At 66.4% G+C, this 23896-nt stretch carries 20 protein-coding genes; 7 read left to right on the top strand and 13 right to left on the bottom strand.

The genetic code is table 11. The features are described from left to right. Positions 1 to 3: 3 nt before the first annotated feature. The gene (locus CAG33_RS23615; protein WP_085583785.1) at positions 4 to 3153 is read left to right on the top strand and encodes an efflux RND transporter permease subunit; all 3150 of its coding nucleotides are present in this window, start codon (positions 4 to 6) and stop codon (positions 3151 to 3153) included. A gap of 4 nt (positions 3154 to 3157) precedes the next feature. Further along, positions 3158 to 4570, top strand: coding sequence for an efflux transporter outer membrane subunit (locus tag CAG33_RS23620; RefSeq protein WP_085640745.1), 1413 nt, complete (start codon positions 3158 to 3160; stop codon positions 4568 to 4570). 100 nt (positions 4571 to 4670) lie between these two features. Here CAG33_RS23620 and CAG33_RS23625 read toward each other — a convergent pair whose 3' ends face one another. Both CAG33_RS23625 and CAG33_RS23630 read right to left on the bottom strand, forming a co-directional pair. After that, the gene (locus CAG33_RS23625) at positions 4671 to 5231 is read right to left on the bottom strand and encodes a TetR/AcrR family transcriptional regulator (RefSeq protein ID WP_085583781.1); all 561 of its coding nucleotides are present in this window, start codon (positions 5229 to 5231) and stop codon (positions 4671 to 4673) included. Positions 5232 to 5396: 165 nt separating this feature from the next. Continuing rightward, positions 5397 to 5825, bottom strand: a complete 429-nt coding sequence (locus tag CAG33_RS23630) for an anti-virulence regulator CigR family protein (protein WP_085640747.1) — start codon at positions 5823 to 5825, stop codon at positions 5397 to 5399. A 154-nt stretch (positions 5826 to 5979) separates the two neighbouring features. Between CAG33_RS23630 and CAG33_RS23635 the strand changes: the two genes are divergently transcribed. Beyond that, a complete protein-coding gene (locus CAG33_RS23635) occupies positions 5980 to 6675 on the top strand; it encodes a tRNA (adenine(22)-N(1))-methyltransferase TrmK (RefSeq protein WP_256575745.1) in 696 nt (231 codons plus the stop codon). A gap of 76 nt (positions 6676 to 6751) precedes the next feature. Continuing rightward, a complete protein-coding gene (locus tag CAG33_RS23640) occupies positions 6752 to 7432 on the top strand; it encodes a phytanoyl-CoA dioxygenase family protein (RefSeq protein WP_085640749.1) in 681 nt (226 codons plus the stop codon). A gap of 29 nt (positions 7433 to 7461) precedes the next feature. On the opposite strand, the gene CAG33_RS23645 is transcribed toward CAG33_RS23640, so the two are convergent. Together CAG33_RS23645 and CAG33_RS23650 are read right to left on the bottom strand one after the other, a co-directional pair. Next, positions 7462 to 9588: a TonB-dependent receptor domain-containing protein gene (locus tag CAG33_RS23645; protein WP_085633442.1), complete on the bottom strand. Its 2127-nt coding sequence runs from the start codon at positions 9586 to 9588 to the stop codon at positions 7462 to 7464. A gap of 105 nt (positions 9589 to 9693) precedes the next feature. After that, a complete protein-coding gene (locus tag CAG33_RS23650; RefSeq protein ID WP_085583772.1) occupies positions 9694 to 9969 on the bottom strand; it encodes a hypothetical protein in 276 nt (91 codons plus the stop codon). A gap of 146 nt (positions 9970 to 10115) precedes the next feature. Between CAG33_RS23650 and CAG33_RS23655 the strand changes: the two genes are divergently transcribed. Then, positions 10116 to 10577 carry a VOC family protein gene (locus CAG33_RS23655; RefSeq protein WP_085583769.1) on the top strand — a complete coding sequence of 154 codons (462 nt, stop codon included), beginning with the start codon at positions 10116 to 10118 and terminating at the stop codon, positions 10575 to 10577. A 60-nt stretch (positions 10578 to 10637) separates the two neighbouring features. Here the strand turns inward: CAG33_RS23655 and fusA are convergent, their stop codons facing one another. From fusA to CAG33_RS23690, 7 genes are all read right to left on the bottom strand, one after another. Then, positions 10638 to 12773, bottom strand: a complete 2136-nt coding sequence (gene fusA, locus CAG33_RS23660) for an elongation factor G (RefSeq protein ID WP_085583767.1) — start codon at positions 12771 to 12773, stop codon at positions 10638 to 10640. Positions 12774 to 13015: 242 nt separating this feature from the next. Further along, positions 13016 to 13639 carry a LysE family translocator gene (locus CAG33_RS23665; protein WP_085633446.1) on the bottom strand — a complete coding sequence of 208 codons (624 nt, stop codon included), beginning with the start codon at positions 13637 to 13639 and terminating at the stop codon, positions 13016 to 13018. 107 nt (positions 13640 to 13746) lie between these two features. Next, positions 13747 to 14154 carry a DUF2000 family protein gene (locus CAG33_RS23670; protein ID WP_085633448.1) on the bottom strand — a complete coding sequence of 136 codons (408 nt, stop codon included), beginning with the start codon at positions 14152 to 14154 and terminating at the stop codon, positions 13747 to 13749. 32 nt (positions 14155 to 14186) lie between these two features. Continuing rightward, positions 14187 to 15062 carry an AraC family transcriptional regulator gene (locus CAG33_RS23675; protein ID WP_085583761.1) on the bottom strand — a complete coding sequence of 292 codons (876 nt, stop codon included), beginning with the start codon at positions 15060 to 15062 and terminating at the stop codon, positions 14187 to 14189. Between the two features lie 99 nt (positions 15063 to 15161). After that, positions 15162 to 16100, bottom strand: a complete 939-nt coding sequence (locus tag CAG33_RS23680) for an AraC family transcriptional regulator (protein WP_085640751.1) — start codon at positions 16098 to 16100, stop codon at positions 15162 to 15164. A 22-nt stretch (positions 16101 to 16122) separates the two neighbouring features. Further along, complete coding sequence (locus CAG33_RS23685) at positions 16123 to 16956, bottom strand: oxidoreductase (protein WP_085583757.1); 834 nt, start codon at positions 16954 to 16956, stop codon at positions 16123 to 16125. Positions 16957 to 17102: 146 nt separating this feature from the next. Next, complete coding sequence (locus CAG33_RS23690) at positions 17103 to 18011, bottom strand: hypothetical protein (RefSeq protein ID WP_085640753.1); 909 nt, start codon at positions 18009 to 18011, stop codon at positions 17103 to 17105. Between the two features lie 191 nt (positions 18012 to 18202). Here CAG33_RS23690 and CAG33_RS23695 point away from each other — a divergent pair, with 191 nt between their 5' ends. Together CAG33_RS23695 and CAG33_RS23700 are read left to right on the top strand one after the other, a co-directional pair. Then, on the top strand, positions 18203 to 19894 hold the full coding sequence (locus tag CAG33_RS23695; RefSeq protein ID WP_085583749.1) for a DUF2599 domain-containing protein: 1692 nt from the start codon (positions 18203 to 18205) through the stop codon (positions 19892 to 19894). 30 nt (positions 19895 to 19924) lie between these two features. Beyond that, on the top strand, positions 19925 to 21163 hold the full coding sequence (locus tag CAG33_RS23700; protein WP_085583747.1) for a DUF2599 domain-containing protein: 1239 nt from the start codon (positions 19925 to 19927) through the stop codon (positions 21161 to 21163). Between the two features lie 34 nt (positions 21164 to 21197). On the opposite strand, the gene CAG33_RS23705 is transcribed toward CAG33_RS23700, so the two are convergent. Continuing rightward, entirely contained in the window at positions 21198 to 22775 is a 1578-nt protein-coding gene (locus CAG33_RS23705; protein ID WP_085640755.1) for a DHA2 family efflux MFS transporter permease subunit, read from the bottom strand. Next, positions 22772 to 23854, bottom strand: a complete 1083-nt coding sequence (locus CAG33_RS23710; RefSeq protein ID WP_085640757.1) for an HlyD family secretion protein — start codon at positions 23852 to 23854, stop codon at positions 22772 to 22774. The genes CAG33_RS23705 and CAG33_RS23710 overlap by 4 nt, the downstream gene beginning before the upstream one ends. Positions 23855 to 23896 lie beyond the last annotated feature (42 nt).

A 23896-nucleotide genomic window follows, 5' to 3' on the forward strand; every position in this document is an offset into this window, starting at 1 on the left:
CCGATGTCCCGATTTTTCATCAAACGCCCGAACTTCGCCTGGGTGGTGGCGTTGTTCATCTCTCTGGCCGGGTTGCTGGTCATCCCGATGCTGCCGGTGGCGCAGTACCCCAACGTCGCGCCGCCGCAGATCAAGGTGACGGCGACCTATCCCGGCGCCTCCGCCAAAGTGCTGGTGGACTCGGTCACCAGCGTGATCGAGGAGTCGCTCAACGGCGCCCGCAACCTGCTGTACTTCGAGTCCACCAACAACTCCAACGGCATCGCCGAGATCGTGGTGACGTTCCAGCCGGGCACCGACCCGCAGCTGGCCCAGGTGGACGTGCAGAACCGCCTGAAGAAGGCCGAGGCGCGCATGCCGCCGGCCGTGCTGACTCAAGGCCTTGAGGTGGAGCAGACCAGCGCCGGTTTCCTGCTGATCTACGCGCTCTACTACAAAGAAGGCGCGCAGCACGCCGACGCGACCGCGTTGGGCGACTTCGCCGCGCGCAACATCAACAACGAACTGCGCCGTGTGCCGGGCGTCGGCAAGCTGCAGTTCTTCTCCTCCGAAGCGGCCATGCGGGTCTGGATCGACCCACAGAAACTGGTGGGCTACGGCCTGTCCATCGACGACGTGAGCGCCGCCATCAGCGGGCAGAACGTGCAGGTGCCGGCGGGCAGTTTCGGCAGCGTGCCGGGCAGCAGCCAGCAGGAGCTGACCGCCACCCTGGCGGTGAAAGGCACGCTGGACAACCCGCAGGAGTTCGGCCAGATCGTCCTGCGCGCCAACGAAGACGGCTCGACCGTCAAGCTCGCGGATGTCGCGCGGGTGGAGATCGGCCAGGAAAGCTACAACTTCTCCTCGCGCCTCAACGGCCGGCCGGCGGTGGCGGCGGCGATCCAGCTGTCGCCGGGCGCCAACGCGCTGCAGACCGCCGCGTCGGTGAAAGAACGTCTGGCAGAGCTGTCGCAGTACTTCCCGGCTGACGTGGAATACTCCGTCCCTTACGACACCTCGCGGTTCGTCGACGTCGCCATCGAGAAGGTGATCCACACCCTGATCGAAGCGATGGTGCTGGTGTTCCTGGTGATGTACCTGTTCCTGCAGAACGTGCGCTACACCCTGATCCCGTCGATCGTGGTGCCGGTGTGCCTGGCCGGTACGCTGCTGATGATGTACCTGCTCGGCTTCTCGGTGAACATGATGACCATGTTCGGCATGGTGCTGGCCATCGGCATCCTGGTGGACGACGCCATCGTGGTGGTGGAGAACGTCGAGCGGCTCATGGCCGAGGAAGGGCTGTCGCCGGTGGACGCCACGATCAAGGCGATGGGGCAGGTGTCGGGCGCCATCGTCGGCATCACCCTGGTGCTGTCGGCGGTGTTCATGCCGCTGGCGTTCATGTCCGGCTCGGTCGGCGTGATCTACCAGCAGTTCTCGGTGTCGCTGGCGGTGTCGATCCTGTTCTCGGGCTTCCTGGCGCTGACCTTCACCCCGGCGCTGTGCGCCACGCTGCTCAAGCCGATCCCCCATGGGCACCATGAGAAGCGCGGTTTCTTCGGCGCGTTCAACCGTGGCTTCGCCCGGCTCACCGAGCGCTATTCGCTGCTCAACAACGCTCTGGTGATGCGTGCCGGCCGCATGATGCTGGTGTACGTCGGCATCATCGCCATGCTCGGCTACTTCTATGTGCGCCTGCCGGAGTCCTTCGTGCCGGTGGAAGACCAGGGCTACATGATCGTCGACATCCAACTGCCGCCGGGCGCCACCCGCACCCGTACCGACGCGGCTGGTGCGGAGCTTGAGCGCTACCTCGCCACTCGCGAGGCCGTGGCTTCGACGTTCCTGGTGTCGGGCTTCAGCTTCTCCGGCATGGGCGACAACGCGGCGCTGGTGTTCCCGACCTTCAAGGACTGGTCGCTGCGCAACGAAGAGCAATCGGCCCTGGCGGAAATCAACGCCTTGAACGGGCAGTTCGCCGTGCCCCGCGACGGCGCAGTGATGGCGGTGCCGCCGCCACCGATTGACGGTCTGGGCAACTCCGGCGGTTTCGCCTTGCGTCTGCAGGACCGCGCCGGCCTCGGCCGTGAGGCCCTGATTGCCGCGCGCGATCAATTGCTGGGCCAGGCCAACGGCAACCCGAAAATCCTCTACGCGATGATGGAAGGCCTGGCCGAGTCGCCGCAGCTGCGCGTGGTGATCGACCGCGACAAGGCGCGCACCCTGGGCGTGAGCTTCGAATCGGTCAGCGGCGCCTTGTCGGCGGCGTTCGGTTCCGAGGTGATCAACGACTTCACCAACGCCGGCCGTCAGCAGCGGGTGGTGGTGCAGGCCGAGCAGGGCGACCGGATGACCCCGGAAAGCGTGCTCAAGCTGTACGTGCACAACAGCGCGGGCAATCTGGTGCCGCTCAGCGCGTTCGTCACCACTCACTGGGAAGAAGGCCCGGTGCAACTGGTGCGCTACAACGGTTATCCGTCGATCCGCATCGTCGGCGACGCCGCGCCGGGTTCCAGCACCGGCGAGGCCATGGCCGAGATGGAACGCCTGGCTGCGCAGTTGCCGGCGGGCTTCAGCTACGAGTGGACCGGCCTGTCGTACCAGGAGAAGGTGTCCAGCGGCCAGGCGACGCAACTGTTCGCCCTGGCGATCCTGGTGGTGTTCCTGCTGCTGGTGGCGCTGTACGAAAGCTGGGCGATCCCGTTGACGGTGATGCTGATCGTGCCCATCGGCGCCATCGGTGCGGTGCTGGCGGTGATGGTCACCGGCATGCCCAACGACGTGTACTTCAAGGTGGGCCTGATCACCATCATCGGCCTGGCGGCGAAGAACGCGATCCTGATCGTCGAGTTCGCCAAGGAACTGTGGGAGAAGGGCTACAGCCTGCGCGACGCCGCGCTGGAAGCCGCGCGCCTGCGTTTCCGACCGATCGTGATGACCTCGATGGCGTTCATCCTCGGCGTGGTGCCGCTGGCCCTGGCCACCGGCGCAGGCGCCATGAGCCAGCGCGCCATCGGCACTGGCGTCATCGGCGGGATGCTCAGCGCCACGCTGCTGGGCGTGCTGTTCGTGCCGATCTGCTTTGTCTGGGTGCTGACAGTGCTGCGCCGCAAACCGGCTCCGATCGAACCGTCCGAGCCTTCCGAAAAACCGGCCTTGGCCCAGGAGTGATCCCATGCGTCTTTCAGCCATTTCCTCGCTGTTGATCGCCCTGGCCCTGGGCGGCTGCTCCATGGCGCCGACCTACGAGCGGCCCGACGCGCCGGTGGCCGACCACTGGCGCGGCCAGTCGGCCCAGGCCGGCACGGCCATCAATGAACTGTCCTGGCAGACGTTCATCGTCGACCCGCAGCTGCGGGGCCTGATCACCACGGCCCTGGACAACAACCGCTCGCTGCGCCAGACCCTGCTGGACATCGAACAGGCCCGCGCGCAGTACCGCATCCAGCGCGCCGACCGGGTGCCGGGCCTCAACGCCGGCGCCTCGGGCAACCGCCAGCGGCAGCCGGCGGACCTGTCCAACAGCGGCCGCTCCGAAGTCGCCAGCCAGTATCAGGTCGGCCTGGCGCTGCCGGAGTACGAGCTGGATCTGTTCGGCCGGGTCAAGAGCCTCAGCGACTCCGCGCTCCAGGAATTCCTGGCCACGGAGGAGGCGGCCCGCGCCGCGCGGATCGCCCTGATCGCCGAGGTCAGCCAGGCGTACCTGGTGCACGACGGCGCCCAACGCCGTCTGACGTTGACCCAGCAGACCCTGATCAGCCGCGAATATTCCTTCGCCCTGATCAGCCAGCGCCGTTCGGTCGGCACCGCCAGCGCCCTGGACTACCAGGAAGCGCTGGGGCTGGTGGAGCAGACCCGCGCCGAACAGGAACGCAACCTGCGCCAAAAGCAGCAGGCGTTCAACGCCCTGGTGCTGCTGCTCGGCACGCCGGATGCGGCGAAGTCGATCCCGAAGGCCGCACAGGCCTCGCCGATGCTGGTGCAGGACATCGCGCCGGGCACGCCGTCGTCGCTGATCGAGCGCCGTCCGGACATCCTGGCCGCCGAGCACCGCTTGCAGGCACGCAACGCCGATATCGGAGCGGCGCGGGCGGCGTTCTTCCCGCGCATCACCCTGACCGGCAGCTTCGGCACGTCGAGCGCGCAGATGTCCGGCCTGTTCGACGGCGGGTCGCGCAGTTGGAGCTTCGTGCCGACCCTGTCGCTGCCGCTGTTCGACGGCGGCCGCAACCGCGCCGGGCTGAGCCTGGCGGAGGCGCGCAAGGATTCGGCGGTGGCCGCGTACGAAGGCACGATCCAGACGGCGTTCCGTGAGGTGGCGGACGCCTTGTCGGCCACCGACACCCTGCGCCGCGAGGAACAGGCCCAACGTGCGCTGGCCGACACCAGCCGCGAGACCCTCACCCTGGCCAAGGCCCGCTACGAAGGCGGGATCGACAGTCATTTACGCTACCTCGATGCCCAGCGCAGCAGTTTCGTCGATGAATCGGCGCTGATCGAAGTCGGCACCCAGCGCCAGATCGCGCTGGTGGACCTGTTCCGCTCGTTGGGCGGCGGCTGGCCGGGCGAGAAGCTCGCCAACCGGTAAACGCACGTTGCGTGCTCCTTGGGTTGGAAGCTTCGACCCGCTCGCCCCGCACCCTTTGGGTCGCGGGGCTTTTTTATGCGCGGCGTCGGCGGCGGGCGGGTTATTCCGGGCGGGGGGTGGCGGCGGCGCCTTGCAGGAACATCAGTTCCATCACATGGGCCGAGTTGGCGCTGGCGGCGCGCCCGCGTCGTTCGGCGTCGACCATGCCGAAGATCATGGTCAGGAACAGTTCGGTGAACACCGCCGCCGTGACGTCGATGCGGAACGCGCCCAGTTGCTGGCCGCGCAGGAAAAACGCATCCAGCGCGTCAGCGTAGGGCTGCCAGCGCTCGTCGCCGCCGTTGAGGGTATCGGGGCGGTACTGGAACAGCAGGAACGCCAGCATCTCGCGATGGGCCAGGTGTTCGTTGATCAGGCTGCGCAGCGCCGCCAGGGGCTCGCCGTGCACCAGGTCCGTGGTGCCGACGATCTGGTTGAGCACTGTCTCGCCGTGGTTTTCCATGATCAGCACCAGGTTGTCGCGGGTGCCGCAGAAGCGGTGCAGGGTGGCCTTGCTGACGCCAGCGGCCTCGGCCAGCTCCTTGAGCGTCGCCCGCGGGCGATCGACGATGGCCAGTGCCAGCGCCTTGATGAGTCGTTCGTCGTGAGGAGTCAGGGACATCAGGGGTCTCGGGTGGTGTTTCGAATGCCTGCCATTGTGCAGAAAAAGCGCGGGGGTTCAATGAAAAGGGCCATCGCGAATGCGTTGTCATGTGCTCGAAGGGGAGCACAGGCATTGCAAATGCGATGGCCGATCCGCAGCCATAAGCCTTTTTGTGGACGGCGCTCAGTCCAGCACGTCGTGCAGCACCTCGTAGATCAGCCCCGTGGCAATCGTCACCAGCAGCAGGTCGGTGCCTGCCTGTTGCCATTCATAGCCTTCGTAGTGGGGCAGGCGGCCGCTTAAGCGGCTGTCGAGTTTCTTGGCGATGCCCGGCGGCAGCGGCTTGCCCCGGGCCAGGTTTTTCTGGATGCCCGGCGGCAGCGACGGGCCGGGGCTCCAGTAGCCGCGGTTGTCGTTGAGAATCACCCGCACGCCGCCGATGTCGACGGTGGGTTGGCCGTATCCGCCGTGGGCCTGGTTTCCGTGCTGGGCGCCCTTGTCGTGGCCCTTGCCATTGCCCTTGCCGTTGCCCGGATCGGCCAACAGGGCCGGGGCGGTGGCCGCAAAGGTGAGGCCGGCGACGATGGCCAGCAGGGTCTTGTTGATCGACATCGGGCACGCTCCTTGGAAAAGTCCTGACGCTGGCGAGTGTAGCCCAGCCCGGGCACGGTTCCGTCGCCGGGATTTGAAATGTGCGACGCGGCCCGACACAATCGCGTCCCGATCCGGCCGCCGGGCCGATTCCGCTGGTGAACAGGAACCGCCGTTGAACGAACAGACATTGTCCATGCGCCTTGAGCGCGTCGCCGCCCAAGTGCCGCAGGGCGCACGCTTGGCTGACATCGGCTCGGACCACGGCTACCTGCCGGTGGCGCTGATGCGCCGTGGCGCGATTGCGGCGGCGGTGGCCGGCGAAGTGGCGCGCACGCCGTTCCATGCCGCCGAACGCACGGTGCGCGACAACGGCCTGGACGAATCCATCACCGTGCGCCTGGCCAACGGCCTGGAGGCCATCGAGCCGGACGACGGCATCACCGCAGTCAGCCTGTGCGGCATGGGCGGGGAGACGATCCGCGACATCCTCGACAGCGGCAAGGCGCGCCTGAACGGCCGGGAGCGCCTGATCCTGCAGCCCAACGGCGGCGAAGAGCCGTTGCGCCTGTGGCTGATGGAAAACGGCTACCGGATCCTTCACGAAGAAGTGCTGCGGGAAAACCGCTTCGACTACGAGATCATCGTCGCCGAACGCGGCGAGGCGCCGGCCTACAGCGACCGGGAACTGTACTTCGGCCCGTTGCAGATGCAGGCCCGCAGCCCGGCCTTCCTCGACAAATGGCAGCGCACGCTGCGCCGCCGTCAGCAGACCCTGAGCCACTTCGCCCGGGCCCGCCAGTCGGTGCCCGAAGAGAAGACCGGGGAAATCGAGCGGCAGGCGCGCTGGATTACCGAACTGCTGGCATAGGCTGGCGCTCGACGTGAGGGATGGCGCAGCTACTCTGGTTCATTGAACCCATTGAGCGAAAGGATTCGAGCACGCCATGACCGACCGCGAGCAACTCCACCAAAACGGTTATGTGCTGCTCCGTCGGGCGATCCCCGCCCAATGGCTGGATGGACTGCGCGCGACCTTCGACGCTCAGGTGAAACCCTCGGACCAATGGCCCGTGCCCCGAGGCTGGGACTGGCGGCATTCGCTGCTCGATGACGATCCGACGGTTCTGGCCGTGTGCCGCTTGCCGTCGGTGCTGGCGGCGGCGGGGGCGTTGATCGCCGAGCGGTTCTTCATTTCGCAGGTGGAGGGGCGCGAGCCGCTGGCCGGCGGCGGCCACCAAGTGCTGCACCGCGACCTGTCGGCGCAGAGGCCGGGGGATCGGGTGAACGCGCTGGCCTTCCTGGATGACTACGGGCAGGAGAACGGTGCGACCCGGATCGTCCCCGGCAGCCACCGGCCCGAACCGGGCGAGGCGCCGTTCGACTTCAGCGACGAGTCGCGATCCGTGCAGCTGTGCGGCAGCGCCGGCGACATTCTGCTGTTCGATGCCGACCTGGTGCACGCCGGCAGCCTGAACGTTGTCGGCGGACGTCGCCGCACGCTGTTGATCGGCTATTGCGCCGAAGGCCTCTACGCGTCCCACCTCGCCACGGCGCCCTTGCGCAATGTCCGCATGGACACCTCGGAGCGCTTCGAGCCCGCGGGTTGTGCGGCGGCGAGCCGCTAGCCCTAGGCATTGCGGGGCCCCACCGAACCTCAGCGCAGGCTCCACGACACCCCGACGTACATCGCCATCCCTTCGCCCGGCGTGGAGCGCGCCACGTCCAGCCCCTTGTCGTCGTAACCCGGCGTGACGGTGGCGGCGTAGCGCTTGTCGGTCAGGTTGCGCAGATCCAGCCAGGTCTGCCAGTCGCCCTTGGGCGCGTTGTAGCCCACGGTGGCGCCGAAGATCGCGTACGGGTCGGCGTAATAGCTGTTGGCGTAGTCCACGGCGACCTTCGAGGCCCACTGGGTGTTGACGCCGGCGAAGAAGCCCTGGGGCCAGTCGTAGCGCAGTTCGCCCTGGTAGAAGTGCATCGGCAGGCCCGGCAGGCGGTTGTCGCCGAAGCGGTCGTCGTCGCGGTAGTGGAAGTCGCTGAAGGTGTAGCTCTGGCGCAGGCTCAAGCGGCCACCGTCGGTGGCGGTCCACAGGTCGCTCAGCAGGCCGGCTTCCACCCCTTGGTGCACGGTGGGGCTGGCGTTGAGTTCGTACGGGGTGGTGGCGTTGGCGTCCGGGAGCACCGACAGCAATTCATGACGCACCTGGGCGTAGTACCAGGCCAGGCTCCACTGGCCGATGGCGGCGTCGCCCCGGCCGCCCAGTTCCAGGGTGGTGGCGGTCTGGTTCTGCAGCTTGATCGGGTCGCGCTGGGCGCCGGTGGCCACGCCGCTGCCGGCGGGGAAACGCACGTTGGAGCTGTAGATCAGCGACCACGGGTGCGGTGCCTCGACCGAGCGGCTGAGGTTGCCGAACAGTTGCAGGTCCGGCGTCAGCTGGTAGCGCAGGCCGATGCGCGGGGCGTAGTCCCAGTCGCCGAGGCTGGTCTTGCCGCCGCCGTCGGGGTAGGTCACGGCGCTTTCGCGGCGGGTGTAGATGGCGGCCAGGCCCGTGGTCAGCCACAGGTCGTCGGCGATCTCCAGGTCGTTGCCGGCGTGCAGCACGGTGTCCGAGCCTTGGTAGGTGAAGTCGCGGATGTGGGTGCCCGGCGCGTAGCCGGCGGTGTTGCCGGTGGGGATGCGCACCAGCTCAGTGGCACCGGCGTTGGGCAGGTGCTTGGTCACGCGCAGGCCCACGTTGCTGCGGCTTTCCAGGCCCCAGAGGGTGTCGCGGCGCTTGTAGTCCAGGGTGCCGCTGACGTCGGTGTACGCCACCTTCAGGCGGTTGGGGCCTTCGCGCAGGTCCATCGGGTAGTCGTGGTAGGCCAGGCCGGTCTGCAGGCTCGAATCGTCGTCGATGTACCACGTGGTCTTGTTGCCGAAGAACGTGCTGCCGGGTTCGTCGCGGCTGTCGTTGCGGGTCACGTAGGCCGGGTTGGCGGCGCGCGGGTCGTGTTCGATGGAATGCTTGGTCACCCGTCCGGCGAGGTCGTTGTCGGTCTCGCGGTGGCGCAGGTAGAAGCGGGTTTCCAGGTTCGGGTTGAACCGGTAGCCGACGTTGGCGATGACACCCTGGCTCTTGCTGGCGGTGTGGTCCTGGTAGCCGTCGGACTGCGCGCCGGTCACCGCCATGTAGTAATCGAGGTTACCCAGCACCTGCCCGGAGCTGACCTGGCGCTGGATGTAGCCATGGCTGCCCATGGCGTAGCGCACCTGCAGCAGCGGCGAGTCGTAGCCGGTGTGGCTGACGTAATCGATGGCGCCGCCCAGCGCCAGGGCGCCCCGGTCGAACCCGTTGGCGCCGCGCAGCACTTCCACATGATCGAGCCACAGCGGTTCCAGCAACTCATAGGGCGTGCCGCCGGGGCCGGTCAGCGGCAGGCCGTCGAGCATCGCGTACAGCCCCGAGGCATGGGCCCCCGGTGCGCGGTTGATGCCGGAGCCGCGGATCGACACCTTGACCCCTTCGTTGCCCGAAGACTGGGCGTAGATCCCCGGCTGGTAGGCCAGCACGTCCTGGTTGCTGGCCACCCGGCCCTGCAACGGGCGCCGCGCATCGATGACGTTGGTGCCGCCGGGCACCTCGGCCAGCCGGGCCTTGGCGTCCTCCACCGATTGGTCCTCGCCGCTGCGGTCTTCGGCGCCGATCACCACCTGGCCCAGTTCCAGCCCCTCGGCGTCGGCCATGGCCGGACAGACGAGGGCCAGGCCCAGCAAAGCGGTGGGCAGGGATTTGGGCGAGGGCATCGGGGCAACTCCAGGCAAGACGAACGGGCAGGGAACAGTGCGACGCCCTTAACAACGAAGGAAACACATGGGGATTTTGCTTTTTCGGTCAGATGGCGCGGGCGTTCAGTCCTTGCACCCGGCCAGCACCACTTGGCAGGTGTCCGGCGTGCCGCCGGAGCGGCCGGCGTAGCGCATGCAGTTGGCCATGGATTTCTGCCGGGCCGCACTCAAGGTGTCGCCCCAGGCCAGACCGCCTTCGCCCAGTGTGGGCAGGGCCTTGGCGTAGCAGTTGGAGCCGGTCTGGGCGGCGGCGTAGCGAATGTTGGCCTTCTTGTCGGAGCAGCCGGCGGCCAGCGCGAGCGTGACGGCGAACAGGGTCAGCAGAGTGGCGGTGTTCATGGACGGCCGGCTCCTGGAGCAAGAGGCTGACGGCGTCCATGCGGGGTGGGGTTCTGTGAGCATAGTGGCTGTTGCGCCGGACCGTGGATCCGTGCGCCGGGATTGTGTACAACGTCAGCTTCACGCCACTGCGCAGGGAGCAGCCCTTGGACCTTACGTTCAGCCACATCGATGTGCTCGTCGCCGACCTCGACGAAGCCTGCCGCTATTACGCCAAGGTCTTCAACGCCCGCATCTCCAAGACCCTCGACTGGCAGCGCGGCGGCCTGCACGTGCGTTATGCGGTCGTGCGGTTCGGCAGTGAACGCCTGATGCTGGTGCAGCCGTTCGCCGGCAACCTCAAGGACCTGATGGACGCCAAGGGCGAAGGCACGATCTACCGCCATTGCTATTCCACGCCGGACATCGAGGCGGCCTACGACGAACTGGTGGCCAGCGGCGTGCAGCCGGAAGACGAGAACGGCCGGCCGCTGACCCGCGACAACCTCCAGTCGCCGAGCGGGACGCGGATCCTTTGGCTGCCGAAACGCTTCGGGCAGTTTTCGATTGAGCTGCTGGAGGAGAGGGAACTGGAGGCGTTCATCGAGCAGGCGTTCGCCGAGCCATGAGAGAAGGCCGGGCATGAAAAAGCCGGAGCTCCCTTTCAGGAGGCTCCGGCTTCGGTCACATCAGGCTCCGCCTTGTTTCTTCACCAGCGTTTCGACGATGTTCGGCGGCGCTTCGGCGTACTTGGAGAACTCCATCGAGTAGCTCGCACGCCCCTGGGACATCGAGCGCACGTCCGTCGCATAGCCGAACATCTCGCCCAGCGGCACCTCGGCGCGGATGATCTTGCCGGACACCGAGTCTTCCATGCCCTGGATCAGGCCGCGGCGGCGGTTGAGGTCGCCCATCACGTCACCCATGTAGTCCTCGGGGGTGACCACCTCCACCTTCATGATCGGCTCCAGCACCACGCCGCCGCCTTTCTGGGCCAGTTGCTTGGTGGCCATGGAGGCCGCGACCTTGAACGCCATCTCGTTGGAGTCGACGTCGTGGTAGGAGCCGTCGAACACGGTGGCCTTCAGGCCGATCAGCGGATAGCCGGCAACGACGCCGTTCTTCATCTGCTCCTCGATGCCTTTCTGGATCGCCGGGATGTACTCCTTCGGCACCACGCCGCCGACCACCTCGTTGGTGAACGCCAGGCCTTCGGTGATGTTGCCTTTCTCGTCCACGTCCGGCTGCGAGAAGCGGATCCAGCAGTGACCGAACTGACCGCGGCCGCCGGATTGGCGGACGAACTTGCCTTCGATCTCGACGTTGTTCTTGGTGATTTTCTCGCGGTACGACACCTGCGGCTTGCCGATGTTGGCCTCGACGTTGAACTCGCGCTTCATGCGGTCGACGAGGATGTCCAGGTGCAGCTCGCCCATGCCGGAGATGATCGTCTGGCCGGTCTCTTCGTCGGTCTTGACGCGGAAGGACGGGTCTTCCTGGGCCAGCTTGCCCAGGGCGATGCCCATCTTTTCCTGGTCCTGCTTGGTCTTGGGCTCCACGGCCACGGAAATCACCGGCTCAGGGAAGTCCATGCGCTCCAGGATGATCGGCTTGTCGATGTCGCACAGGGTGTCCCCGGTGGTGACGTCCTTCATGCCGATCAGCGCGGCGATGTCGCCGGCGCGCACTTCCTTGATCTCGTCGCGCTGGTTGGCGTGCATCTGCACCATCCGGCCCACGCGTTCTTTCTTGCCCTTGACCGAGTTGATCACCGAGTCGCCCGAACTCAAGAAGCCCGAGTAGACGCGCACGAACGTCAGCGTGCCCACGAACGGGTCGGTGGCGATCTTGAACGCCAGCGCCGAGAACGGCTCGTCGTCGTCCGCGTGGCGTTCGTCGATGATCTCGTTGTCGTCGGTGCTGTCCGGGTGATGGCCCTTGATCGACGGAATCTCGATGGGCGCCGGCAAATAGTCGATCACCGCGTCGAGCACCAGCGGAACGCCCTTGTTCTTGAACGACGAGCCGCAGACCGCCGGCACGATTTCGCTGGCCAGGGTACGGGCGCGCAGGCCGGCCTTGATCTCTTCGGGGGACAGGTCGCCTTCGTCCAGGTACTTGTTCATCAGCTCTTCGTTGGCTTCGGCGGCGGCCTCGACCATGTTGTTGCGCCACTCGTTGGCCAGCGCCAGCAGGTCGGCCGGAATCTCTTCCTCGCGGTAGGTGGTGCCCTTGTCGTCATCGTTCCAGTAGATGGCCTTCATCTTGATCAGGTCGATCTGGCCCTGGAAGTTCTCTTCCGCACCGATCGCCAGCTGCACCGGCACCGGGGTGTGGCCCAGGCGGTTCTTGATCTGGGCGACGACGCGCAGGAAGTCCGCGCCGGCGCGATCCATCTTGTTCACGTAGACCACACGGGGCACGTGGTACTTGTTGGCCTGGCGCCACACGGTCTCGGATTGCGGCTCGACGCCGGAGGTGCCGCAGAACACCACGACCGCGCCGTCGAGTACCCGCAGCGAACGCTCCACTTCGATGGTGAAGTCCACGTGGCCGGGGGTGTCGATGATGTTGACGCGGTAGTTGTCGTACTGGCCGCGCGAACCTTTCCAGAACGTGGTCACGGCGGCGGACGTGATGGTGATGCCGCGTTCCTGTTCCTGCACCATCCAGTCGGTGGTGGCGGCACCGTCGTGCACCTCACCCATCTTGTGGCTCAGACCCGTGTAGAACAGGATCCGCTCTGTGGTGGTGGTCTTGCCCGCGTCAACGTGGGCGACGATGCCCAGGTTGCGGTAGCGGTTGATGGGGGTCGTGCGTGCCATGGTGTTCTCCTCGAAACAATGTTCATGGGATACCGGTTGCTCGATCTTAGAAGCTCGACGAGCAAGCAACCACCCCCAGATGGAGGGTCATCGCACAAATTGCAAGGGCCCTCGCTCATTGGCTGGTATAGATCCGGAACGGACGGCTGCCAACACCGGTGGGCAAAAAAGCGGCCCGCCCGACGGGCTCAGCGGGCGGGCCTGACCAGCGGTCGGCCGGACAGGTCGCACAAGGATCGCGATCAGCCCATCGGCAGCTCCCGGTACAGCAGCGAAGCGGCCAGCACCAGCATGATCACCCCGGACACCCGGCCGATCAGCCGCGCCGCATCGGGCCGCGTCCGCAGCGTGCGTTCCGCGCCCAACCCCACCAGCGTGTAGATGACCGAGCAACTGGCGGTGTAGACCAGGCCCAGGGCCAGCAACTGCGCGGGGATGCCCCAACTGGCCTGGGCGGACGTCCACGGCGGCAGGAACGCGACGAAGAACAGCAGGCCTTTGGGATTGAGGCCGCTGACCAACGTGCCTTTGACGTACCAGTCCATCCCGCGCAGTGCGCCGGTCGCGTCGTCCGCCTTGATCGACGCCGGCGGGCTGCGCAGCATGCCGACCCCCAGCCAGCACAGGTACAGGGCGCCGGCGATGGACAGGCCCATCAGCAGGCTGGGGTTGGCTGCCACCAGCACGCCCAGGCCGGCGGCCACCACCACGGTCAGCACGGTGTAGCCGGTCAGGAGGCCGAGTACGGCGGGAATGACGCCTTGGCCGCGCACCCCGGCGGAAATCGCATAGGCCCAGTCGGCGCCGGGCACGATCACGAACACCAGGGCAAAGGCCCAGAAACCGAGCAGGGTCGAGGCGCTCATCGGTGTGCACCCTGTCGGCAGGGGTTGAAGGAGGCGGAGCGTCGGCCCGCCGCAACAAAAGAATCGAACATCGTCGAACACCGCTTGAAAGGTGGGAAGGGAAAGGCTCACGCGTGCAGCGACAGGCCTTTGGTTGCCTTGTCCACGGCCTTTTTCGAGCCGCGCAGGACGATCCCGACCAAGTCCAGGTTGTCCGGATCCTGTGCCCGGAACACCTCGCGGTTGGCTTCGTCGAAACCGGTGGAGAACATCGGGAACACGTAGGGGAGCAGGGTGAGTTCGCGCTCAAGGCCGATCCGGTGGGCCTTTTGCAGGCCGGCCAGATCCCCTTCGAACACCAGCATCGGCTGGCCGGCCATGTTGCCGTAGCGGTGGCCGTTGGCGTCGATGTAGGGCTCGCCCATGATGTCGGGGGCAGCCGAGGCGATGCCGGTGGCGAGAAACGCCACGACGTTCATCCGCTGCCAGGTGGCCAGGTCGTTGCGCACGATGAAGGCGATTTTGGTATCGAACATGAGTGGAAGGCTCCGTCAGTCTGGAGCCTGCATCATGGAAGGCGGGCGGTTTCCCGGTCTGTAAGGTTTGTGCACTGTCGCTGATAGCCGGCCGGGGTGAGCCGGTAGGCGCGGCGGAACCACAGCCCCAAATGGCTTTGGTCAGCGAAGCCCACGGCGGCGGCCACGTCCACCGGCGCCTGTCCGCTGGCCAAGAGAATGCGCGCGGCCCGCAGGCGCAGCCGCACCAGGTAGGCGTGGGGCGTCTGGCCGAAGGCGCGCTTGAACTGGCGGGTGAGGCGGAAACGGTCGATCCCCGAATGCATCGCCAAGTCATCCAGGCCAATGTCGTCGGACAGATGGGCGTGCAGGTATTCCCGGGCCCGCTGCATTTCGAAGTCGGCGTCGGCCTTGCCGGAAGGCGTCGGCCGGTAGATGTGCCGGGCCAGCATGCCGATCAGGTGATCCAGGCTTTGGTCCCGGGCCAGCCGGCCTTCCTCGTTGTGGATGGCGAGGAACGCTTGCTGGATCGAGGCGCTGAGCTGCGAGTCGTCCGCCAGGGTGCTGCGGAACGCCGCCTCCAGCGCCGACGCATCGCCCAATCCGAGGCGGTCGGTCATGCCCGCGACCCACGTCTGCGGCAGGTACAGCATCGCGTAGGTGAAGCCTTCCGGCTCCGGCGCATGGCCGTCATGCACCGCGCCCGGCTCGATGAGGATCGAACGTCCCGGCGTGCTGGTGTGCAGCGAACGGTGGCAACTGAAACGCTGCACGCCTTGCTGGGTGACGCCCACCAGCATCTCGTCATGATCGTGGGGCTCGTAGGCGTGGCCCTGAAAGTGCGCATGCACGCTTTCGATGCCGGTGTCCCGGTCGCGACGGATGTTGATCCAGTCGTTGGCGGTCGGGTCGTGGGTGGAAGAGGTCATCGCGAAACTGCCTGATTGCCGGACGCTCCACCTTGATGAGAATCCGGCGAGGTTGCAAGTCCGTTGCGCGCGCAGGCAGGCATTTCGCGGATCCGGTCGCTAATGCGACGACACATAGATCGACGGCGATGCGGGTGCCGGCAGCGCATACGTCGCTTTCATCCATTCGATCTCGGCCAGCGGCGTCCTGCCGAAGAAGCGCTTGAACTCGCGGCTGAACTGCGAGGCGCTTTCGTAGCCGACGGCGAACGCTGCCGCCGACGCGGTCATGGTGTGGCGCAGCATCAGCAGCCGTGCCTGATGCAGGCGCGTGGACTTGAGGTACTGCATGGGCGAGGCGTCCGTGACGTTGCGAAAGTGCAGGTGGAAGTTGGGCACGCTCATGCTCGCTTCCCGGGCGAGCTGCTCGACGTCCAGATGCTGCGGGTAGCAGGTATGGATCATGCGGATCGCACGGGTCACCTTGCCGAAATGCCCTTGCCGATCAAGCGCCGCCCGCATCGAGCCGCCTTGGGCACCGGTGAGGATGCGGTAATAGATCTCCCGCATCAGCGACGGCCCCAGGATCTGCGCCTCGCCCGGGACGCTCATGGCCTCCAGGAAACGCAGCGTCGAGGCACGCAGCGAGTCGTCCATCGGTGAGGCGTACATGCCTTTGGGTGGCGCCTGGCTCGGGCCATGCACCTCGTCCACCTGCTGGATCAGCTCGCTGGCCAGGCGCAGGTCCAGGCGCATGTAGACCGCCAGCATCGGTTCCTCTTCGCTGGCGTCGGTCTCCATGGTGAAGGGCACCGGCACGGACACGACCAGATAGTGGCTGGCGTCGTAGACATACACCTCGTCGCCCAGATACCCGCGCTTGCGCCCCTGGCACAGGATCACGATGCCGGGGTCGTACAGCACCGGCGTGCGGGTCAGCGGCCGGTTCGAGCGCAGGAAGCGCACGTCATCCAACGCGCTGAGGTTGTAGCCCTCCACCGGGGCCAGCTTCTCCATGAGCCGCACCATGCGCCGGGTGTCTGCAGCGTGCGGGTTCATGGGCGCACCTCCCGCTGTGGGTTCAATGGTCGGTGGAGCGGGTCAGGGCTTCCCATCGGTCGATCTCGTCGGCGGTGCGCTTGAGCTTGTCGCGCACCAGGTTCAGGGCATCGCTGCCCAGCAGCAGGTGGGCCGGCGGCGTCGGGTCGGCGATGACCTGCAACATCGCTTGTGCGGCCTTCTGCGGGTCGCCGAGCTGCTTGCCGCTCTTGTCCTCGCGGGCCTTGCGGATCGGGTCGAAGCTGGCGTCGTAGTCGGCGATGCTGCGCGGGGTGCGCTGCATCGAACGGCCGGCCCAGTCCGTGCGGAATGAACCGGGCGCCACGGCGGTGACGAAGATGCCGAACGGGCGCAGTTCCTGGCTCAGGGTATCGGAGATGCCTTCGAGCGCAAACTTGCTGGCGCAGTAATAGGCGATGCCCGGCATCGTGATCGTGCCGCCCATGGAGGTGACGTTGAGGATGTGCCCGGCGCGGCGTTGGCGGAAGTAGGGCAGGAACGCCTTGGTCACGGCCACGGCGCCGAACACGTTGACGTCGAACTGACGGCGCATCTCCTCCAGCGGCGACTCCTCGAAGACGCCTTCGTGGCCGTAGCCGGCGTTGTTGACCAGCACATCGACCGGGCCGAAAGCGGCCTCGGTTTCGGCGACGGCGGCGTCGATCCGGTCGAAGTCGGTGACATCCAGGATCACGCCATGGGCATTGCCCGGCGACAGGGCCTCGAAGGCCTGCAAGTCCGCCTCGCGGCGCACGGTGCCGATGACACGGTGGCCGGCGGCGAGCGCTTCCTTGGCCAGGGCCTGGCCGAAGCCGCTGCTGGCGCCGGTGATGAAGAGGGTTTTGGTGGCTGGCATGGTGGGCTCCGGTGTGTTGGCGTGGAGCCCATGGTAGGGAATCAGGCCGGGTCGACCTATGCCGGTTCGTCTTTAAGGGTTGCCTATTCCTATCAGGGGCTGGCATCGGCAGGGTAGGAAAGGGCGCTTTGCCGGATTCTTGAGCGCTAGAGATTGCCTTCAGCGATTTTGGCGTCCGGCGCGATATTCGCCGTGCGTTCGATGATGATCGAATCGTTCGGGATCTCCAGCCGGGTCGCCGTGTCGGGGGTGCGCATTTCGATAAGCGTGGTGTTGCCGACACCCCTGAAGATCACGGTGGCCTTTTCGAAGGTCTTGAAGTTGTCGATCTTGGATTCCTTTGGGTTCGGCAGCAGGTTGGCGTAGGGCGCCTTCACCAGGATGGTCGCGTGGTCGATGCGGATTTTTGCGAAGCTCATGGCCAGCTGCAACAGATCGGATGTCACGCCGCCCATCAAAATCGGGACTATCAGAATGATGCCCGCCAGGATGGCCCTGGACTTTCTGATGGGGTGCAAGTCGGTGGTTTCTTGCGGATCAGACTCGGCCCGAAGTTTTGCCAGCCGCATCTTCTCGTTCTGCTCCACGAGCGCCGCATACATGACGCATTGGAACACCGGCAGCACGATCAGGGGCAGGTGATCGATCAGGCTTCTGCGCGCCAGCAAATAGATGATGGCCAGTCCGCAGATCCCGAAGAACACCGCCGGGAAACCGATCTTCTGCTGCGTGACGGGCGAAGCGATCTTCTGTTCCTTGAATCGGTTCACGACCCGGACGCCCAGCCTCACGGCGGGCGCGAGGATCGGCGACAGCAGAATCCCGACCGCCGTGATGGAGATCGAGAAGTACAGGCAGACGATGCCGAAGGAAAACGCCGACACCAGAAACAGCAATCCATCGCCCAGGGAGACGCCTTGCGGGTAGTGTCCGTTCATCAGCAGATAACCCACGATCGAACCGCCGCCGACCAGCAGGCCGACTTTGGCCGACAGGGACAGCAGTTTCATCGCGGTGTCGATTTGTTTGCCAAGATCCGTTGATGCGTCCTTCATCGTGGGGTTCCTGAGGTGTGAGCCTGAACAATCCGTCTGTAGGTGAAGCGTAGCGGATTGCGGGCGGTTCGATGCCTCTCGACGGTGACGCCCGGCCAGCACCGTTCATCTCGCGGTTTGACCGCAAACACAGCCCTATCTACGCTCATCCCCAAGGACGTTTCACCTCCCACGACAAGGAGTCGTCGGCCATGCGCGCAGCTCTGCGTTCGTCTTTCGCTCTCGTGTGTTCCCTTACCCTGGCCTTCGGTGCGGCGGCCCAGACGGTGCTCGATCCGGTCGAGACGCTGAACCGCATCAACCGCAACTACAACACCCTCAAGGACGCCTGCCAGGAGCCCGACACCGGCGCCGCCCGCGGGCATTACTACTGCAGCGGCGTGACCTTGCGCATGGTCAACGACGGGCCGTTCAACCCGTGGGACTACAGCCCTTACGCGATCAAGATCGGCGCGACGTCCTATTCGTGGATCCGCAAGGACCTGAGCACGCGCATCCTCATCCATCCGGCCGGGTTCATCCTGCGCACGCCCATCGATTCGCGGGCCTTGCAGCTGCCGGTCAAGGAGCAGGGCTGGACGTGCATCTACGCGTTCGACGGCGGCACGGGGCCGGAGCGCAAGTGGTACGGCTGCGGCTTCTTCGACAGCAAGGAACCGCCGCGCAAGGCCCAGGCCGCGATGGACAACCGCAACGCGGCGCTGGCCTACGGCACCTGCGCCGAAGCCGGGGTCAGCACCGCCGCCCAGTGGACGGCCCGCTACACCGGCCTGTTCAAGGGGCCGATCCAGTACGACCAGTGCTCCTGGAACGCCGAACGGCCCGACGACTGGAACGCCATGATCCGCGTCCACGAATCGCGGGTGAAGACCACCAACAAGGACCCTTTCGCCTTCAGCGCGCAGGTCAACGAATTCATGTTGAAGAACGCCTCGGCCAGCAACGACGGCAGCGAAAACATGAAGTACATCGACGCTTTCATCTACAACGTCAACAGCACACAGAACTTCGCCACCCGCGGCGACCAGGCACCGCCGAAGCCGGAGAACGGCCTCAACAGCGCCCGCAATTTCCAGAAAAAGCTTCAGGCCCAGGGCTACAGCGTGCCGATCCTGCGGCTGGATTTCACCAAGCCGCCGGAGCAGCGTTTCAGCTATGTCGCCGCCGACCAGGCGATCGACCTGACGGCGGCCGGCAACGGCCAGCCGCCGCCGGTGCCGCCGACCGCCCGGTACATCGCCTCGGCCACTTGGGTCGAGCGCCATGACCCCGGCACCGGGAAAAACGAATGGACCCTCAACGTCGTCCCCACCGCCGAGGGCAAGGCGAGCCAGGCGAGCGACCAGGAGGCGGTCTACAAGGAGTTGTTCGAGCTGCGCGGCACCGACCGCCAGTGGCGCGACAACGAGAAGGCCGCCGGCAGCATGCGCCAGCAACTGAGTTGCCTGGTGCAGCATTACCCGGGCAAGACCGAATGGAACCTTGAACCGTTCCGCCCCGTCGTCACGCCGCAGGAAGCGGCCAAGGCCGGGTGCAATCCGGTGCCGGCCAAAGCGGTGCAGTACATTGCGTCCGCCGATTGGGTCAAACGCTATGACCCGGGCACCCGCCAGGACGAATGGACCTTGAGTGTGGTGCCGACTGCGGCCGGGCGCGCCTTGCCCCCCGACCAGCTCGGCGCCCTGTACGACCAGCTGTTCGCCCTGCGCGGCGGCGACGGCAACTGGCGCGACAACGAAAAGTCCGCCGGCAGCATGCGCGGGCAACTGAACTGCGTGCTGGTCAACTACCGCAGCAAGACGCCATGGAATCTTGAGCCGTTCAGGCCCGCGCTGTCGGACAGCGACACCCGCGCGGCGGGCTGCAATCCGGTGGCGCGCTAGGTTTTGCAAGAAGGCAAGGAGACAGTCGTCATGAAGACTCGCTGGAACAGGATCGCGCCGCTGTGCGTGTTGCCGCTATGCCTGCACGTGGCCTCGGCTTATGCCGAGTCATGCGCGGAAACGCTGAAGAAAGTCGAAACGCTGTACAACAACACCGTCGACAGTTGCGGCAGGGATCCGGCGTCGGACTGTTCGGGGCTGCTGGTCCGGGGCACCCACCGGGCGGATCCGGCGAAGGGGCAGCAGTGGGATGTCTGGAACCCCAGCCCCAAGGCCCAGGAACTGGGCACGTTCGCCGCGTCGTGGATGCGCGCCGACGGCATCAGCTACGAAGACCCCGGCATGAGCACCCAGAACGGCTACCTCATCACGCCGGTGGATCTGGTGCGCGACCCCGAGAACCCGGTGCACATCTACTGCGCGTTCCCCAACGACGCCTGGACCGATTTTCGCGACGACCGGGGCTGCGGCAACAACAAGAACACCACCCAGACCGAAGCAGTGTGCCAGTCCATGGCGCCGCCGATCAGCAACGTCAATGCGTGGGTCGCGCACTTCACCCAGTTCAACAACAACCGCCAGCAGGACCAACTGCAGTGCGGCTTCAACATGCGCAACCCCATGAGCAGCCAGGAGCGGGTCACCGCGTTCCAGAACTTCATGGGCTCGCGGCGGGTGATCAACAGCCGTGAGTTCCAGACCCAGACCGAGCTGCGCCTGGGTAACCCGAAGACCGACGAACTGCCGATCCTGGCCTTCTTCTACAGCGACCAGCGCGGCCTCAACGATGCGTTGGCCAATCAGAAGGATTACAAGAACAAGACCGGCAAGGATCGCAACATCATCAAGATCGACTTCCCGAAAACCCCGGTGGCCAAGGCGACGTTCTCCTGCATCCAGACCGCATCGACGTCTGAGCCCAAGTACTGCGACAAGTACATCGAGTCCAGCACGTGGGTGAAGCGCCCAGATCCCAAGCTCGGCCCCGACACCTGGTCGCTGCAGGTGGTGCCCACCGCGTGCGGCCGGGCGATCAAGGACGACCAGACCGACCGGATGTTCGCCGAGCTGTACAACAAGCACAAAAACGACGACCAGTGGCGCCAGTACAGCGTCAACGGCGGTTCGCTGCGTCGTCAATTGGTTTGCCACCTGGCGGCCACCTTCGACGGCAGGCCCGTGCGCAACAAGCCGGAGTGGAACCTGGAGCCGGCGCGGCCCTATGTCGACCAGGCCACCGCGGTGGCGCAACAGTGCAACCCTTACTGAGGCTGTCTGAGAGGGCGCCGGACGGCCGGACCCGCTAACGGGTGCCGGCCGTCGCTGCCTGTGCTTTGGCGCGCCTGGCGAATGCGATCTTGACCGCCACCAGCAGCGGGGCGGCGAACGCGAACAGCAGGACCACCGCCATGAAGGCGCTGTCGAAGGCGATCACCATCGATTGCCCGGAAACCGTGCGGCCCAGCAGATTCGCTGCGGCGCGGCCGGTTGCCGGCACGTCCAGGCCTTTGTCGGTCAGCATCGCCGACAGTTTCGCCAACCGCTCGATGACGGCCGGGCCGCCCGGTGTGACATGGGTGCCGAGGACCACGGCATTGTGCGCATGGCCGTGTTCGATCAGCGTCTGCAGCGCGGCCACGCCGATCAGCCCGCCCAATTGCCGGCCGGTGTTGAACAGGCCGATGCCGGCGGCCAGGTGACGGCTGGTCAGGCGGCTGAACGCGATCAGCGTGATGGACAGGAACAGGAAACCGAGGCCCAGACCGCGCAGCAGGATCGCCGCCATCATGTCGTCGCTGCCGCTCTCGAGGGTGGAGCCGGACAGCATCCACATGGCGAGGGCGATCAGCCCGATGCCGAGCGGCACCGTGGCGAACGGCGCCACGCCCCGCGCCTGCATCAGCCAGGCCGAAACGAGCAGGGCGGCGATGAACACGGCGCCGCTGGGCAACAGCAGCAGGCCGGCCTCAGTGAGGGTGAAGCCGAGCACCGACACGGCGAAGGCCGGTATCAGGTAGGCGCTGCCGAACAACGCCGCCCCGGCGACAAAACTGACGATGAAGGCAAAGGCGAAATCGCTCGATCCGAACAGATCGAAGTCCAGCAGCGGCGGGCGCCTGGAAAGCAACTGCCTGGCCAGGAACCCCAGCAGGGCGGCGGTGCCCGCCAGTGTCAGCCAAACGATGCGCGGCTCTTCGAACCAGTCCCAACGCTCGCCCTGACTGAGCACGTAGGTGAAGCACAGCAGGGCGGCGCTGATCAGCCCCCAGCCGATCCAGTCGAAGGGCCGTCGGTCTGCCTTGGCCGGCCGGGGCAGCTCCGCCCACAGCATCAGGCCGCAGCCCGCCAGCGCCAACGGCACGGCGCTGAAGAAAATCCAGCCCCAGGAGCGGCTGTCCACCAGCCACCCTTGCAGGGCCGGGGTCAAGGTGGCGGAGGCAACCACGGCGCCGATGGCGAACAGCGCCTGCAGCAACGGTTGCCGTTCGCGCCCAAAGGCACGGAAGATCAAGGCCTGGCCCGCCACCAGCAGGGTGCCGCCGGCGAAGCCCTGAACCATGCGCAACGGCACCAGCAGCTCAAGCCGGGTGCCGGCGGCGGCCAGGGCGCAGGTCAGGCCCATGGCCAATGTGGCGCCGACGATCACGGTGCGGGGTGCGAAGCGGGTCAGCAAGGCCGAGGCGCTGATGAAGCCGATCAGCTTGAGCGCGGTGTACCCGATGTCCAGCCAGGCAAATTCGTCGGGCGTGGCGTAGGTGTCGCCGATGATGCCGTTGCGTCCCAGTACCAGGGCGCTGCCGGCGATCGCTTCGGTCAGGCTGGCCAGCAGGACGCCGGCCAGGAGCAGGGCACCGCTCCACGTGCCGGCCAGCCGTTTCATGACCCGGGCTCCACGTCGACCCGGGCCGACAGGCCGGGCACGATGCGGCCGGGCAGCGGGTTATGGGCCAGGCGGATCTTCACCGGCACCCGCTGCACCACCCGGACGAAGTTGCCGGTGGCGTTGTCGGTGGGCAACAGGCTGAAGGCCGAACCGCTGCCGGGGGCGAAACTGTCGACCACGCCGTGCAGGGCATCGTCGGGGTAGCCGTCGACCGTGATGCGTACCGGTTGGCCGGGGTTGATCCGTTCGAGCTGGGTTTCCTTGAAGTTGGCCACGACCCAGACGTCCTGGACCGGAACGATGTCGAGCAGGGCGCCCCCGGGCGTGACGAAGCGGCCGACACGCACCTGACGGTTGCCGACCACGCCGTTCACCGGCGCGCGCACCACGGTGCTGTCGAGGTCGATCCGGGCCAGGTCCCGAGAAGCCTGGGCCTGGGCCACGCTGGCCAGCGCCGCGGCGCGCTGGGCCGACAGCACGGCGATGCGTTGCTGTTGCGCTTGCACCGATGCGGATGCCGCTTCCACCGTCGCGGACGCCCGGGTCTGGGCGGCGGCGGTTTCATCGACCAGCGCCTGGCTCACCGCATTGCTGACGATCAGCTTGCGGTTGCGTTCGTGGGTCTTGCTGGCCAGGTTCAGCTGCGCGGCGGCCGAGCGCCGCTGAGCCTCGGCCTGACGGATCTGGGCATGCTGCAGTTCGGTCTGGGCGTCCACGTTGCTCAATCGCGCCTGCGCCGACTGTAGATTGGCCTCCGCCAGCGCCAGACGGGCGCGGTAGTCCTGGTCATCGATGCGAAACAGCACGTCGCCGCTGCGCACCGGTTGGTTGTCCTGCACCTCGACTGCGGTCACGTAGCCGGACACCTTGGCCGCCAGCGATGTGACATCGCCGCGAACATAGGCATTGTCGGTGCTGACGCCGCCGTCGCCGAACAGCAGGACACCGCCGCCCGCCACCACGGCCGCCACCGCGCACAACAGCACGCCCGCCACTTTGCGCTTGCGCCGCGGCACGGCGGACGGCGAGGGTTCGCCGGCCTGGCTATCGGGTACTTCGTGCTGGAGGGCGTTCATGTTCAGGATCCTGCGCAAGGCCAACGCCTCCGGCAGCGTGGG

Origin of the sequence: Pseudomonas sp. B3(2017), from assembly GCF_002113595.1 — a bacterium.
GTDB classification, from domain to species: Bacteria; Pseudomonadota; Gammaproteobacteria; order Pseudomonadales; family Pseudomonadaceae; genus Aquipseudomonas; species Aquipseudomonas ekonensis.

What these genes read in the sequence shown, in the direction of transcription:
- CAG33_RS23615 (WP_085583785.1), top strand. Translation starts at nt 4, where the DNA reads ATGTCCCGATTTTTCATCAAACGCCCGAACTTCGCCTGGGTGGTGGCG.
- CAG33_RS23620 (WP_085640745.1), top strand. Translation starts at nt 3,158, where the DNA reads ATGCGTCTTTCAGCCATTTCCTCGCTGTTGATCGCCCTGGCCCTGGGC.
- CAG33_RS23625 (WP_085583781.1), bottom strand. Translation starts at nt 5,231, where the DNA reads ATGTCCCTGACTCCTCACGACGAACGACTCATCAAGGCGCTGGCACTG.
- CAG33_RS23630 (WP_085640747.1), bottom strand. Translation starts at nt 5,825, where the DNA reads ATGTCGATCAACAAGACCCTGCTGGCCATCGTCGCCGGCCTCACCTTT.
- CAG33_RS23640 (WP_085640749.1), top strand. Translation starts at nt 6,752, where the DNA reads ATGACCGACCGCGAGCAACTCCACCAAAACGGTTATGTGCTGCTCCGT.
- CAG33_RS23645 (WP_085633442.1), bottom strand. Translation starts at nt 9,588, where the DNA reads ATGCCCTCGCCCAAATCCCTGCCCACCGCTTTGCTGGGCCTGGCCCTC.
- CAG33_RS23650 (WP_085583772.1), bottom strand. Translation starts at nt 9,969, where the DNA reads ATGAACACCGCCACTCTGCTGACCCTGTTCGCCGTCACGCTCGCGCTG.
- fusA (WP_085583767.1), bottom strand. Translation starts at nt 12,773, where the DNA reads ATGGCACGCACGACCCCCATCAACCGCTACCGCAACCTGGGCATCGTC.
- CAG33_RS23665 (WP_085633446.1), bottom strand. Translation starts at nt 13,639, where the DNA reads ATGAGCGCCTCGACCCTGCTCGGTTTCTGGGCCTTTGCCCTGGTGTTC.
- CAG33_RS23670 (WP_085633448.1), bottom strand. Translation starts at nt 14,154, where the DNA reads ATGTTCGATACCAAAATCGCCTTCATCGTGCGCAACGACCTGGCCACC.
- CAG33_RS23675 (WP_085583761.1), bottom strand. Translation starts at nt 15,062, where the DNA reads ATGACCTCTTCCACCCACGACCCGACCGCCAACGACTGGATCAACATC.
- CAG33_RS23680 (WP_085640751.1), bottom strand. Translation starts at nt 16,100, where the DNA reads ATGAACCCGCACGCTGCAGACACCCGGCGCATGGTGCGGCTCATGGAG.
- CAG33_RS23685 (WP_085583757.1), bottom strand. Translation starts at nt 16,956, where the DNA reads ATGCCAGCCACCAAAACCCTCTTCATCACCGGCGCCAGCAGCGGCTTC.
- CAG33_RS23690 (WP_085640753.1), bottom strand. Translation starts at nt 18,011, where the DNA reads ATGAAGGACGCATCAACGGATCTTGGCAAACAAATCGACACCGCGATG.
- CAG33_RS23695 (WP_085583749.1), top strand. Translation starts at nt 18,203, where the DNA reads ATGCGCGCAGCTCTGCGTTCGTCTTTCGCTCTCGTGTGTTCCCTTACC.
- CAG33_RS23700 (WP_085583747.1), top strand. Translation starts at nt 19,925, where the DNA reads ATGAAGACTCGCTGGAACAGGATCGCGCCGCTGTGCGTGTTGCCGCTA.
- CAG33_RS23705 (WP_085640755.1), bottom strand. Translation starts at nt 22,775, where the DNA reads ATGAAACGGCTGGCCGGCACGTGGAGCGGTGCCCTGCTCCTGGCCGGC.
- CAG33_RS23710 (WP_085640757.1), bottom strand. Translation starts at nt 23,854, where the DNA reads ATGAACGCCCTCCAGCACGAAGTACCCGATAGCCAGGCCGGCGAACCC.